The sequence below is a fragment of the Kiloniella sp. genome, from assembly GCF_048259265.1.
GTDB lineage: Bacteria > Pseudomonadota > Alphaproteobacteria > Kiloniellales > Kiloniellaceae > Kiloniella.
Genome location: NZ_JBLXHT010000002.1, coordinates 342,598 through 356,757, shown reverse-complemented (window position 1 = coordinate 356,757; position 14,160 = coordinate 342,598). Strand labels below are relative to the sequence as shown.

Below are 14,160 nucleotides of genomic sequence, written 5' to 3'. Positions count from 1 at the left end.
CGGCCGAAATAGATTTTTATATTGCATTTTAGAGAGTTAAGATACCATTGCTCATAATGTCGATTATCATATATTAAACCTGAAGATTGTTTCTTTTCCGCTATAAATAAGTATAATATGACCAAAAAAAACAATCGGGGAATAATTAAGAATAATATGAACGACAGTGACGCAATAAACAAATACCACCTCTCTGTTGAACGCGCAGATGGTCAAACCGATAATTTAGTTGTTTCAGAAGGTCATCAACAGCCTGAAGATGTTGCTTCTACTCGACTTGAACGGGTAAATTTACGCAATGGCGGCAACGTCGACTATCAAGAATTTGCCCTTGAACAGGAAATGATCCTGAAAGCCCGAGGCGCGTCGAAAATTCTGCAAGTTTGTGTAATGTTACCACTCGAAGGGGCTTATTCCATGATAACCCCTGAAGGAGAAGAATGTCATTTCACACCAAACCAGGGATTTATGTTTCGCTATATTGGCGAAGAAGTCACGTTCACTTTACCCGGGCACCAAACAGTACGGAGCTTAGGGTTCTGCGTCTCACTTGACGTATTTAAGCGATATTTGGACAACCAGATACCAGATACGATCAAACCAATGTTACAGCCAAAAGAAATTGGATCACTTCCCGTACCCTTTCAAATCGATAACTTCATGAGAGAAACCTTAGATCGTAACCTTCAGGTAGAAGCACAGGGTTCCTTAAAACAAATTCGCTGGGAAGGTACGGCACTTCTTTGTATGGCTTTGGTTGAAGAAAAACTACACAAAGCAGCAAATCCAGAAACATTCAGCCTTACACAAGCATGTAAACAAAAAGCAGAAGCGGCGTTGGAACTATTGATGGCAGATATGCAGGACCCACCCTGTCTCGCAGATCTGGCGCAAGAACTTTCCATCACAGAAAAGAAGCTAAATCTAATTTTCAAATCATTGTACGGTGACACAGTTTTTGAGTATTTAAGATCTATACGATTGAATAAAGCAAAAAATCTTATTGAGCAGACAAACATGGCTATGAAGGAAATTGCTTGGACGGTGGGATATAATCACAGCACCAATTTCTCTAAGGCCTTTACCAGGCAATTTAATATTACGCCTGCCAATTTTGCAAAAAAAGCACGAAAATTGACTAAAGTTTCCTAAAGTTTTCAGTGTTAGTACCCGCTATTTAAAGAGATAATGATTAAGGAGATAGTGAACCCCCAACATACCGATCTCTTGCGCATACGATTCAACCTCTTGTGCATACAAAACAAGAATATATGTAGCTATACTAATCAAATACCCTAAAGAGAATATTGTTCGCAGACAGTTATATTTTCGAATGAAGAAAACTGCGACTTAGACAAAACAAGGGTATGGTTTATGCGTTGCTTTTTTATTGTTTTAGGTACTTTGATTGCACTACTTGTGAATATTTCACCAAGTAGTGCAAAGCCCGTTTGTGGGGGGATAGAACCAAACGGAAAACTTCAAAAAGCTTGCGAAAATCAGCCTGGAAAACTTATGGGCGCGCCAGTTGTCAGTTGTCCGGCTGGTCAAATTTATGATCTGGAAGCATGTTGGGTGTGTCCATCAGGTTTTGTTCGTTCCGCGGATTCAATCGCGACCAAAACAGCCTGCCATCGCGTCACCAATAAAGACATCTTTTCTGATGTAAAACGTGCTTCGAAGCTCTCAAAGGCGAGTTTTTGCCCCAAAGGTAGTTTTTTCGATCTTCATAATGGCGGCGGTTGCTGGTCATGTCCTAGTGGGTATCGCCGTACAGTATTCCCGGTTCATGAAGACAAAGCCTGCGAAACCGGAAGTCTTCTTGATGGTCTAAAATGGTTACCAGCAAACTTCACGTCAGCCACTTGTGGATCTGATGATGCTTTTTATGATTTAATAGATGGCGGGTCTTGCTGGACTTGCCCGAAAGATTACAAGCGGACCGTTTTCCCTGTAAACGGAAAGAAAGCATGTGGTCGTCCGTTATTTGAGGCCAAACCAGCAAAAAAGATCAAAAAAGCAGGATGTAAAGTTTATGGCGACGATGCCTTTTGGGATCCCAAAAAAACTAAAGGAACTGTCATAGGTAGCTGCTGGCAATGCCCCAGTAATCACGAAAGAAGTCTTTTCCCAGTAGATTCCAACCAGGCATGCAATGCACCAAATATCGCGTGGGACATGCCCAAATTACCCCAAAAAGGAGTTTTTCTACTTGATGGGGCCGCTGAAGTTGCCATAGCTCTTATCAAAGAACGTACTAAGTTGGAAAAAGTTGCCGTTGATTTGGGTAAGGCAATTGGGATCAATCGCCAACAGGCAATCGACGATCTTTGGCGAGAGATGGCGCAATATCCAGAGGAAAACTTAGCACTCCGCTATGTAATGCTTAAACATATTCTGGATATCTCTCTCGATAATAAAAAAAGGGTTGCAGCAAATAGTCCAGAAGGACGCCTTATTCGATCTTTCGAAGGTTTTATTTCTGGGTACAAAGCTTATTTGGCCCAAGAATCCCTTACCGCCTATGACAACTGGTTTTTGGCGCGTAAAACGGCATTAAAGAAGCGACAGGAAGAAGATGCAAAACATATGCGAAGCAATATGCTCATGTTATTTTCTGACCAAATGCCCGTTCCACCCGATTTCAGGCAAGTGATTGCAAGGTCCGCACTAATTAACATGGCTGCCGCAACACCGACAATTGGTCTCTTTTCGAGCAACTTCATTAAAGCAGATGATGGTTCGTTAGCCGACCAAATGATCTATAGAATTTTTAATAACCGGACGGAAGATTTAACGGAAGAGCTGTCAGAAGACTTCTTGAAAGAATTTGCAGACGAGACGACTGACTTAGGAAAGGCTGCAGTTAAGACGCTTGGTGAAGGTGATGAGGCCGCAGCTGTTGCCAAGAATTTCACGGGTGCCGTGGATGATGTTGCAAAAACGGCAGCAAATGCTGGAAAGACAGGTTTAACAGCGGGTAAGTTAGCCTCTAAAATGATGGCTATTTCAGGACCTCAAATAGCATTTGAATTTTTTATTCTCGTGTTTGAAGCAGAGCTGACCAAAAACATTGACAAGGCAGATGCCCGCCCAATACTCGAACGGTATTTGCACCAAGCGAAAAGTTATAGACCTAGCTTGCGAACCATTAGTCAGAATAAGGATGACGCCCCCAAGATTTTTAGTTACTGGGCGCTGGCAGCAACAGGAAACGCGAAACCAAAATCATCGTTACTGGCTCAGATCAAAAAAGCCTCTAATGAAAACCTTGCAAAGCACGAGCTAGTATCTGACCCGTTAGTATTCCAGACTAAAGACTGGACATGGTACAATGTGGCCGGAAGTGCAGCACAAATTTCAAGTGGTCTTGCTGGCGATGTTTGGCATGTGTCTAAAAACGGTGACGTTTATACCGCAAACATAAAATCCGACAAAAAATGGCAAAAAACCAAAATCTCTAATGCAATGAAAGTTGCCGCAATGGCGACAGCAAAAACTGCATTTATTCTAGATAAAGACGGGGCGATGAGCATTCTTAATGCTGGTAAACATCGCAAGATCTCTGGCTGGGCAGCTGACATCGCCGTGAATTCAGAAGGGGTCAAATGGCATGTTGGCGGTAATAATTCAATTTATACCGAAAATCAGAATGGTAACTGGCGCCGAGTAAACGGGCCCAAAGCCACAAAGATAGCTGCCGGTCCAGGCGATATCGCTTGGATAATTGATACAAATAATAACCTCCACTATCATTTCTCTGGAAAATGGACCAACGCAAATAAAAAAGCAAAAGACGTCGCGTTGGGCGTTAACGGCGCTGTTTGGATTACAGGAATGAATAGCGAAGCCTACCGATTGATCCACAATAATCGTTGGGAGCCCTTGAAAGGCGGTAGTATTGACAGACTTGGCTCGGGTTCTGTCGCCAGTCTATGGGCAATACGTCCGGACAATGCAATTATCCTTTTCCAACATGATCAGGATACGAAATCCCCCATGGCTGAGAAAGGTATGTTCAAGGACAGCACAACAACTGTCACCCAAAGCGATGGAATTAGCTTTACCCAGATACTGATAGACCAAAGTAAAGTTACGAAAACAACCGTCGTATCTGATGCCTTTAAGGGACCAGCAAAATGGACTGATGTTGCGGGGCAGGCTTCTCAAATTAGTACGAGTTCCAGCGGAGATGTTTGGCATATCGGCGGTAAGGGCAATTTGTATGTCAGATTGTCTGGACAATCGGGCTGGTTGAACACCGGTTTGACTTCCATCGCTGAAATCAGAGCAAAACGTCTTGCTGGCCAAGCCTTTGCTTTGGATGCAAACGGAAATATGTGGGATGTCTGGTCTAACGGGAAGAAAAGGCAAGTGCCGGGATGGGCAAGTAACATTGCTGTCGATAGTCAGGACGTCAAATGGCATGTTGGTGGTAACTCAACCATATATCAAATGGGTACAGGTGGGTGGGTTAAGATGCCTGGCCGCCTATCACGAGTTTCCGCAGGTAAAGACGGCGCCACTTGGGCGGTCGGACTAAATAGAGAAATTTATCGATTTGCTGATCAAAAATGGGCACGCGTTCCCGGTGCCGCAGATGAGGTCGCTGTTGGTTCAAATGGCTCCGTTTGGCACATAGGTGGTAGTAATACAATTTACCGGCTCGATGGTAAAGATTGGCAAAAAGTTGATGCGCAAAAAGCAATTTCTTTGTCGATCGGTTTAAACGATGAGATCTGGATCGTTAGGCCTAATGGCACAATGGCGGTTTATCGCTAACCTCCCTCACCCACGTTAACCGTCGGAAGACGCTATCGCGCTTTCGACGGTACCTTTTACTTTCCCAAAACACCAATAGAGTAGGTCCAAGATGTCAATTAATTCTGTGAAGCAGAAGGCTGTTTTTGTAGCAGGTTTTTTTCTTCTAAGTGGGTGCCAAACGATAGGAGATGCTTCTAAGAACGTCACTGAAAACAATATGCCAGAAAAGTTTGAGGTTGCGACAACATATCAAACAAGTGCCGTTCAGGAATTAGTCAAAGCCGGCATTGAGAAGATGCGTGAAAATAAGCTAAAGGAAGCATCGCGGCTGATTAATTTGGCATTGAAAATGGATATTACGAACGCGGATCTGCAATTACTTAATGGATTTGCATATCATTTAATGTCTAAGGCAGGAGATGCGACAAAATTGGACCTTGCAGAGCAAGGTTATAAGCAGGCCCTTAGGTTTGAGCCAGGTAATTTAGCCGCTCAATATCAATTAGGGCATCTCTATATGGATCAACGGCGCTATACACTTGCTCAGAAAAATTTTGCCGCTGTTGCTCAACACCATGCTGATGACCCCTTTGTTTTATATAATTTGGCAACTGCATCTTATTATGCCCGCGACCCCCGTACAGCAGAAGCAGCCCTCAATCAGTTGGTGGAAATAGATCCTCAAAAGTTAGAAGAACCTCATGTTCTAAAAGCCATGAGCCTCAGCCTTTCGGCGATGAATGATACAAGAAAAGCAAAAGAATTTGCAGACTATTTTCGCGAACGAGCTGAAGACCAGACCGACATTTCTTCGCTTGAGCGACGAATCAAGGGGTGGAACCATTTTTATAACACAGATGCCAAGATCTTAAAGGCGCAATATAGCAGCAATCCATACAGTACATCGAATAGCACCTCTCCGTACGGCAATGGATCATCTAATAGCGGCGCATATAGCCAAAGTAACCCCTATGGAAGCTCTCAATCTGGATCTCAACCCTATGGTCAGGGTTCTGAAAGCTCTTCTTTCGGAGATAGCAACCAGTTCAATGACCCTTCCATGGTTGTCGTTGATGTTGTTTTGATCGGTACACAAGAAGATGTTCGTGACACGAGAGGCGTCAACCTCTTAAACGGTCTGCAATTACAATTCGGAGACAGTTTAACGGGGCAACCTGGGTTTAGTTTCGGATCGACTTTAATCAAAGATTCCTTAGGTACGGGGCTAGCCCAAAAAACGCAGACAATTACCCGACTAATTTCTATACCCGCAGTCAATTACTCCCTTAACATTGCCAATTCAGCGGATGCCAGCAACAAAGTGTTGGCAAAACCCAGTTTGGTTGCTCAAACAGGGCAAACATCTGAATTTTTCTCTGGCACGGAAATTTTGGCCGCGGCGGTTTCTGGTGGGAATGGGGATAGCGTATCTGTTCAGAAAGAAGTCGGCGTAAAACTAGCAATAACGCCCGAAATTCTTCCAGATGACATGATCCGCCTACATGTTGTTGCTGAGAGAACTTTCTTAACCGATCCTTCTAATTCCGTGGTATTTGAGTTCCGTCTGGATACAACAAAAACAAACGTGAATTCCACCGTTACCATGAAGTTTGACGAAACATTGATTCTGGGCGGATTAAGCGAACGCGAAACGTCAAAATCAGCAGACGGTGTTCCCATTTTGATGGATATCCCCGTATTGAATATGGTGTTTTCACAGCGAACAGAACGGGAATTTGAACGCTCGGTATTAATATTACTTACACCGCGTCGCCCCCACTATGTGCGCCAAGCACATGATCGCAGAGAACAAACCATTGAAAGTCTTACGCCTCACGAGCAAGAGATAGAACGGTTAGAACAACGGCATAAAAACTGGTTCTCTCCTCGCCCAGCCTTTAATGACGTTATTGAAAGCTTACAGGGACAGATTTTCTTTGAAGAATTTAGAACTGGTGATGTGGAAGTTCTATCTTGGCAAAAAGACGGAACAGTACAGCAGAATATATCAATGCTGCAAAAAAGAATATTAAAGCAATAATATTGATTTCAATCACATTATTCAAAGGATTGAACTGTTGAAACGTACATTGAGTGTAGTATTTTTACGATTCTTCTTTACCTTTTTAATGTTTTTTTCAGCGTCAACTACCAGTTTCGCACAGTCGCAAAAAGACACTTGGTTTTCCGTACCGGGGCGTGCCATTGACCTTTCTATTAATTCCGAAGGGCAAGGATATGCCCTTGGGATGGACGGCGCTGTATGGCGCTGGGATAAGGTAGAACAACGGTGGCGCACTATGTCAGGCCACTTTATGCGTATCAGCGCAGCTGAAGGAAATCGTCCCTGGGCAATAGATAAGGACGGCAATGTTCACAGATACAACGGGTTATGGTGGGAGCTAAAGTCAACAAAAGTACTTGATGTTGCTGCGGATGCTCTGGCCAATGTTTATATTGTTAAACAGGATGGTCGCATCCAGAAATGGTATGCTCTACGCAGTGAATGGCACGATATTCCCGGCGATGCGGTGCGTATTACGGTTGCAGCAGATCAGAACCTATGGAGGATAGCACAGGATGGGAGTGTTCAGGTTTTAAAGGACGGTGCCTGGATAAACCACTTTGGTCAAGCAATCGACATCGCAACTGGCCCAGATGGAAAAGTCGCTATCGTTACACCGGAAGGTAATATTCGTCTATTAAACATTCAAAACAAATCTTGGGATCTGATTGGACAGACACAGGGTGTCTCCAGTGTCGCCATTACACCTCAAGGCGGCCTCTGGGCGCTTCAACGTGATGGGCGCATCTGGGTTGATAAGGAATTAAAACCTGAAGGTACGACAAAAATTGATCAAAAAGTTCAGGAAATCAATGCACCTTCAATCACGGTTTCGACTAATTCTGCACCATCTCAATCAGCCCCGTCTCAAACCGCACCATCCCAATCAGCATTGGTCGAATCAGCGGCAAGCATCACACCTCCTCAGGTTACAACATCACCACAATCAGAAACAACAGGAACAGCTGGCTCTCATCCACAATTAGCTAGCGTAATCGATCCTGCAACCATTTCTGGTCCGACGGACTTCATGTTTGTAAATACACGAAAGTTAGCTTCTTTTTTATCAATTGGTCGAGATGGAAGCATCTTTGGTTTAGATGAATTTGGAAATGTGCTCCGGTGGTCCAATCGTCGAAAGTCGTTTGAAAACTTTCCAGGCTCGTTAGCACGTATAGCCGTTGATCCCGAGGGTAATCCTTGGGGAATTTCTGTTCTAGGCCGTGTTTTTCGTCATGATGGGCGGGATTGGCAGCAAATACGTAACGCAGCGGCCTCTGACATTGCAATCGGGGGGGATAGCAGCGTTATTATTGCAAATTCATCAGGGGTTTTATTTAAGTTTCGGGCAGAAGAAAAGCGGTTTGAGCGTATATTTGGAAATGGGGTGTTAGTTGCGGTTGATCCAGATGGGCATCCATGGACAATTCGCAACGATAAATTGGTTCAACGTTGCGGGGAAAATTCCTGCGACGTTTTAGGGCAAAAAGCCAATAGTCTCTCTATCGGCCCTGATGGACGTGTGTGGATTGTTTCAAATACAGCGAGATTAATGCGGTTTGACGAAGAAGTTGGGCGTTTCATAATCGTCCCAACTCTGGGAATGGAGGTCAAGGATGTCGCATCTGGGCCTTTTGGATATCCTTGGGTCGCGACGGATGACAATATAGTTCTGTCATCCCAGTTCTTTACAAGGGAAGAAGAACAGGACCTTAGAGTTGCAGCAACAACAAGCGATGAAACAGTAGGCACAGGTGTCACTGATACGCCGATTTCAAATCAAGTCGCTGGATTTACATTTGTTAAAAACATGCGGTTTGAAACTCTTGGCCTAGGGGATTTAAACCCAATGGATGTTGTCTATCTGGATATAGGAAATGACGGTAAAGTATATGCCGCAGATCAGACCGGACAATTCACGCGCTTTCAAGAAACGAGTAAATCATTTCAAAGACAAGATACTCAAATCGGAAATATAGGCTATGAATTTAGTGATTTTGCTGTAGATTCAAAAGGAGGCATTTGGGTTTATATAAACGACTTACAAAAAGCAAAAGTCGGACTTTTTCGTGAAATTGGCGGAACGTTAAAAGAGTACACTGTTTCAGGTGGAATAAACTCTGGCGTCGCTATTGCACCAGACGATACAGTATTTGCCATATTCGCTTTTTCTGGCGGCAAGAGCTACCTGTATAAAAAACAACCCTCCTCCCAAACATTTTTGCGATTTAGTACATATAGTTTGGTCAATGACGTCTCTGTTGGAACCGGGGAAGACGTTTGGATTATAAATAAAAGCAATGAAGTCATGCAATGGACGGGACAGCGATTTGAAAAACGCCCTTTTTCAGGCCAATCAGCAAGTCAGATCAATATTGGCTCTGAGGGATCTGTATATATAGTGGACTTAGCTAATAAACTTTACAAATGGAACGGCGCGAACAATAGCTTTGATAGGGTAAACAATATAATATTAGATACTGTTGCTGTTGACGATACGGGTCGACCTTGGGTTGGAAGTGTTGATACAACCACCATAAAACGTGGTAAAGAATAGTGAGCGTTATTGATATCTGAACAGTAACCCAATTCCATCTCTTACTACATGTGATCTTTGCGCTTCATAGCGCGACATTAAAGGGTCTATACTCGGATATATCTCTAGTAGAGAGAATAAGGGCTCTGAAGGCTTCTTATGATGTTTTTGACGGTGCAAAGAAGTACCACCTCTGCCATTGTCCCTGATATGGCTTTTTCCCGCCTAAAAAAATCAAAATGAGCCATATCAAATGAATGTGCTATGGCTGTCAGCCTTTAGAAGGATTACTCAAAAACGATTCCCCATGAAAAACGTTATCAACGCGAGATATTATCGAGCGTTTCTTTTGTAAAGTGAAAAATATGAAGCTACTGGCAACCAGCTTTGGAAAAAGGAAGTCAACGTCCTGATCATTCAGTACTTGTTTAGACATAAAATGTTCAATCGACTAAGTTCACATCCTAAAATCCCTTGATTATCAGTATCAAGAACACACTATCTCTAAATGCAGTAATTGACTAAACTTCCCTACCCCGCCAACTTAAATTTTGTTGATAGGTGGAATTTTTTGGGTACGACGATCAAATTATAATGAAGAATATTAGGTCACGAATAGAATGGTGCGGCAAAGAGGACTTGAACCTCCACTCCCATAAAGGGAACTAGCACCTGAAGCTAGCGCGTCTACCAATTCCGCCATTGCCGCATCGCCTAAAAGGCTCTGAATTCCCGATCAGTTACGTGCCCTGAGTAAAGCAAATAATTTTGATTATCAAAATTCCTGGGGAATCATTAAGTCTTTTAAAGCAACAACATACCAATTTTGGTGCGGTCGAGAGGACTTGAACCTCCACGGGCTATTAGCCCATAACGACCTCAACGTTACGCGTCTACCAATTCCGCCACGACCGCATCGTTGTTGCTGATGGGGATATATACTGATCCACTCAGAAAGGGCAAACGAAAAATTTCAAAAAACTGAAATTTGTTGTGGATAAATCAAATGCTTCTCGCTTCTATAGTTTAAAAGAGGCTTTTATCAGAGCTTTAAAATCGTCCCAGACGGTTTTATGAAGCTATGCTTCATCCCTTCAAGACAAGAAAAACTGTAACCATACGAATAAGCTAATCGTAAGCTGTTTTTGCATAAAACTTCGCACTCTTCGAGGTAATACTTTGTTAATCTTCGTTAAATTACTGATTTAGAAACTCAGTTTAGACACAGAAACATCACAACCTGTTTCTGATTAGGTTTGATATGTTCTCTTTAACGCCCCGGAACGAGACGTTGGCCATACCATGCCTGTTCATGGTAACCCCCATTTGGCCGTCCCCCTGTTTTGTTCCGGGGCGTTTTCTATTTTCCAAGAAACTTCTATTTTATACTGCTGGAGCCATTTATTTGCTATGATGCCTTTAAAAGCGAATAGCGGGGCTAAATGTCTGATAAAAACATAAACATCAACCTTAAAAAGGTAGCCACTAAATTGGAAAAGCGAAAAACAGAAATTTCTGATGTTCGCACATCCAGCCAGCAATCCAGAGACGTCGTCGAACTGGATCAAAGTAAAGTCGGCAGACTATCACGAATGGACGCCTTACAATCACAGGCTATGTCTCTTGAATCTGAAAGACGCCGACAAGTGGAGCTAAATAAGATAGCGACAACTCTCACGCGGTTACAGAACGGCAACTATGGTTATTGCCTTCGTTGTGACGAGGAAATTCAAATAAAGCGCTTAGAATTAGACCCAACAGTCACGCTTTGCATTGATTGCGCGACCAAAACAGACGATTCCTGATAACCGTCAAAAATAAAATACCCGGAATCAATCGTTCATGATTAAAGCCCGGGCATCATAAAGTAGTCGCTAAATCACAATTTGAAACACTTTTAAGTCAGTGCGAAAACTCAACCTTATGCCCAAATATAATGATTATCTTATTTTGGTAAATCGTCTGCCAAAATAGCCATATTAAAAGAATAGGATAGATCATCATCTTCCTCATCTTTATATATAACGCCAATGAACTCACCACCAAGACTCACCTCGATAGAATCAGCCTTCTTAGTTTTTCTATCAAGCGCAATTGCCTCGTTCCCAAAAGTCTGACGCAAGTATTTTTCTACGCTGGTAATTTCGTTGTTATCCACGCTTCCGATCTCCGACATTAAATTTAAAGGACCTGATTAACGAAACATCAGGCGAACTAAAAGGTTTTTTTCCCTTTAAATCACCAAAAAATTCCTTATATCTATTAACACTTAGTTAATGTGTTTGTGTCAGGATGCAACTATGAATATTAATGCGACATCTTTCCAACCCACAGTTAGGTTCTCTGAACCTGCTGCTGCTATAGATATCAGCGTTGCTGAAAAGAATTCACAAGCAGCTGTGGAAACGAAGCGTCCTGTTGAAAACAGCGAAGCATCTGCTGATTCTAAACAGTTTAACGCAAATCAGGATCGCGGCCAAAACTTGGACATACAAGTTTAAGTATTTAAGGCTTTACGGTAAGACCTGTTGCTTTTGACTTGAAGCAATAACCTGCCACTTTCGATTAACAAGCCTTTCCAGTGTAATTTTTCCTGTGTATGTTCCGTTAATCCATCCAGATTTTGGACGCTTCATCCCATTATAATACATGAATGACGCCTGATTATTCTTTAGAATTGTCTGGTTTGTTATAATCTCGCCCTTTGGATCTTTAAATTTCAATGTAAGACGATCTGCAATTCTAAGTCCCCAAAGCTCCCCCCAGAATACTAGAAATTCAGGGTTCTCACTCACAGATATTCCTTTTTGTTCACTATGAAATGCCAAGAGCTTTTGTTCAGGAGGCTGACCGGCAAAACCTACATCAACAATTCCCGTGCTTTTATATTCAAAAAATTTTCCATCGGGCAAATTCCACAAAGAATTTTTCGTCGGGGTTATGCATCCAGATGGCTTTTCTCCGGTGAACGGATCTATCAGGCTCTTATTGTAGGACGTTTGAAAATGTAAATGCGGAAACTCGGTTTTCCCGCTTAAACCAACAATCCCAATAACATCACCAGCATTAACCTTATCCCCTGAAGACACCGTAACGGACCCCTTTTTCAAATGCGCGTAAGTTGTTTGCCATCCGTTCAGGTGATCTATCACAACGTTATTGCCAACCGCTTGCCGATATACAGCTCTATCACCCTTTAAAATATAATCACCGTCACTTGCATCGCTCCTTTGATGCAAAACAATGCCATCGGCAACAGCCAGAACAGGAACCCCTTTAAGGTATAGATCATAACTAAGAACCCTGAAATCGGTCCCCTTATGACGCTCGTAGCTTAACGTTCCACAGGTGTAGTCGCGATACCCTGTACCAGGACGCGCATCGACATAATTCTGAATGATACATTCCAAAGGCACAGAGCAGTCAACAGGGCTTATAAAGCGTGGAGAGTTATCCGCGTCAGCAAAAGCTCTCCCCAATGATATAAAGAATAACCCTGCAAGCACGATGCCTATGTAATATCCTATGGACTGTCCCCTATCCTTCACCCTCATAACAACCGGATAATACGTCTGAGGACTAACGCAGCACCGCCAGCGGTTTCTTCAAGGAATTTGATAAAGTCCATAGTGCTCTCTTGCCCCGCGAGATCACTCAGCGACCGTATGATAATAAAAGGCACCTTATAGTGTTCCGCCACCTGTGCTATTGCCGCCCCCTCCATCTCAACAGCAAGGCCACCTAGCTCATTACAAAGCCTGTCTCTCGCAACAGTACAGCCTATAAACTGATCGCCCGTTAAAATAGTTCCAGACGTAATGACAGGTTTACGGGCTTTCCCACCAGCAGCTTCCGCTGAGATCATTGGAAGATCGAAACCTTCTAGTTCTTGAAGCAACTTGTCGATAAGAATTGCATCCGCATCATAACCAAGTTTTTCAGTTGGCAGATGGATAGGTAGGTGTCCGGGTTGATAGGTCGTTAGCTTGTCAGACACAATCATCCCATAATCGTGCTGGATAAGCTTGGTTCCGATAATAACATCACCAACCCCAAGCTTTGGATCAACGCCACCAGCAACGCCAGAAAAGAGAACCACGCGACAATTGAATTGCTCGATAAGCAAAGTTGTCACCACCGCGGCATTAACCTTGCCCATGCCAGCTTCGACAAGCACAGTTTCAACCCCATCAAGCTTGCCCTGAAAAAATAAAAAACCTGCTATCTGCTTTTCGCTCGTTTTTTCAAAAGCTGACCCAAAGTGTTGGATTTCATTTGGTATAGCGCAAATCAGACCAAGTGGTTTCTGGGACACGTTTTTTTCCTTTTAAGCAAAGAGTATTTTTATCTGAGATACTTTATACGAGCCATCGTAACAGACTTAAGTATTTCAGTTTCCTCTAAGGTTATTATTCCCAGAGAAAGTGAACAAGGCTATTTCCAAAGAAAACGGGCAAGACAAGTTATGGTATTTGGGAAACAGAAAAACAAAACCCCGCTAAAAAGCGGGGTGTTTTGTACAGAATGGTGGGCCCTACAGGATTCGAACCTGTGACCTGCCGATTAAAAGTCGGACGCTCTACCAGCTGAGCTAAGGGCCCATTCTGTAATATAGTAAAACCAGAATAATCTGGGGAGAATGGTGGGCCCTACAGGATTCGAACCTGTGACCTGCCGATTAAAAGTCGGACGCTCTACCAGCTGAGCTAAGGGCCCATTCTCAATTGCTTTCCGACATTAAAGTGTAATGCGGTAAGCGAGGCGGAAGATAGAACCACTTATTGATTCGGTCAAC

The 14,160-nt window shown here is 43.1% G+C and carries 9 protein-coding genes and 4 tRNA genes; 6 read left to right on the top strand and 7 right to left on the bottom strand.

Features of this window, described 5'->3' with window-relative positions; translation table 11 throughout:
- Nucleotides 1–156: 156 nt before the first annotated feature.
- The 4 genes from ACN0QW_RS04850 (at nucleotide 157) to ACN0QW_RS04835 (ending at nucleotide 9,386) form a co-directional block, all read left to right on the top strand.
- The gene (locus tag ACN0QW_RS04850; protein ID WP_417429244.1) at nucleotides 157–1,152 is read left to right on the top strand and encodes a helix-turn-helix domain-containing protein; all 996 of its coding nucleotides are present in this window, start codon (nucleotides 157–159) and stop codon (nucleotides 1,150–1,152) included.
- A gap of 222 nt (nucleotides 1,153–1,374) precedes the next feature.
- Nucleotides 1,375–4,782, top strand: coding sequence for a tectonin domain-containing protein (locus tag ACN0QW_RS04845; protein WP_417429242.1), 3,408 nt, complete (start codon nucleotides 1,375–1,377; stop codon nucleotides 4,780–4,782).
- A gap of 91 nt (nucleotides 4,783–4,873) precedes the next feature.
- Complete coding sequence (locus ACN0QW_RS04840) at nucleotides 4,874–6,805, top strand: hypothetical protein (RefSeq protein WP_417429240.1); 1,932 nt, start codon at nucleotides 4,874–4,876, stop codon at nucleotides 6,803–6,805.
- 37 nt (nucleotides 6,806–6,842) lie between these two features.
- Nucleotides 6,843–9,386, top strand: coding sequence for a tectonin domain-containing protein (locus tag ACN0QW_RS04835; protein ID WP_417429238.1), 2,544 nt, complete (start codon nucleotides 6,843–6,845; stop codon nucleotides 9,384–9,386).
- Between the two features lie 600 nt (nucleotides 9,387–9,986).
- Here the strand turns inward: ACN0QW_RS04835 and ACN0QW_RS04830 are convergent.
- Together ACN0QW_RS04830 and ACN0QW_RS04825 are read right to left on the bottom strand one after the other, a co-directional pair.
- A tRNA-Leu gene (locus tag ACN0QW_RS04830) sits at nucleotides 9,987–10,074 on the bottom strand.
- Nucleotides 10,075–10,192: 118 nt separating this feature from the next.
- Nucleotides 10,193–10,280 (bottom strand) — tRNA-Leu (locus tag ACN0QW_RS04825).
- A 527-nt stretch (nucleotides 10,281–10,807) separates the two neighbouring features.
- On the opposite strand from ACN0QW_RS04825, the gene ACN0QW_RS04820 reads away from it, so the two are divergent.
- The gene (locus ACN0QW_RS04820) at nucleotides 10,808–11,170 is read left to right on the top strand and encodes a TraR/DksA family transcriptional regulator (protein WP_417429236.1); all 363 of its coding nucleotides are present in this window, start codon (nucleotides 10,808–10,810) and stop codon (nucleotides 11,168–11,170) included.
- A 140-nt stretch (nucleotides 11,171–11,310) separates the two neighbouring features.
- Here the strand turns inward: ACN0QW_RS04820 and ACN0QW_RS04815 are convergent, their stop codons facing one another.
- On the bottom strand, nucleotides 11,311–11,523 hold the full coding sequence (locus tag ACN0QW_RS04815) for a DUF3126 family protein (RefSeq protein WP_046505456.1): 213 nt from the start codon (nucleotides 11,521–11,523) through the stop codon (nucleotides 11,311–11,313).
- 142 nt (nucleotides 11,524–11,665) lie between these two features.
- Here ACN0QW_RS04815 and ACN0QW_RS04810 point away from each other — a divergent pair, with 142 nt between their 5' ends.
- On the top strand, nucleotides 11,666–11,866 hold the full coding sequence (locus tag ACN0QW_RS04810) for a hypothetical protein (RefSeq protein ID WP_417429234.1): 201 nt from the start codon (nucleotides 11,666–11,668) through the stop codon (nucleotides 11,864–11,866).
- Nucleotides 11,867–11,878: 12 nt separating this feature from the next.
- Here the strand turns inward: ACN0QW_RS04810 and ACN0QW_RS04805 are convergent, their stop codons facing one another.
- The 4 genes from ACN0QW_RS04805 to ACN0QW_RS04790 form a co-directional block, all read right to left on the bottom strand.
- A complete protein-coding gene (locus ACN0QW_RS04805; RefSeq protein WP_417429232.1) occupies nucleotides 11,879–12,871 on the bottom strand; it encodes a M23 family metallopeptidase in 993 nt (330 codons plus the stop codon).
- Between the two features lie 44 nt (nucleotides 12,872–12,915).
- The gene (locus tag ACN0QW_RS04800; RefSeq protein ID WP_417429230.1) at nucleotides 12,916–13,680 is read right to left on the bottom strand and encodes a 5'-methylthioadenosine/adenosylhomocysteine nucleosidase; all 765 of its coding nucleotides are present in this window, start codon (nucleotides 13,678–13,680) and stop codon (nucleotides 12,916–12,918) included.
- A 210-nt stretch (nucleotides 13,681–13,890) separates the two neighbouring features.
- Nucleotides 13,891–13,966 (bottom strand) — tRNA-Lys (locus ACN0QW_RS04795).
- A gap of 39 nt (nucleotides 13,967–14,005) precedes the next feature.
- A tRNA-Lys gene (locus ACN0QW_RS04790) sits at nucleotides 14,006–14,081 on the bottom strand.
- Nucleotides 14,082–14,160 lie beyond the last annotated feature (79 nt).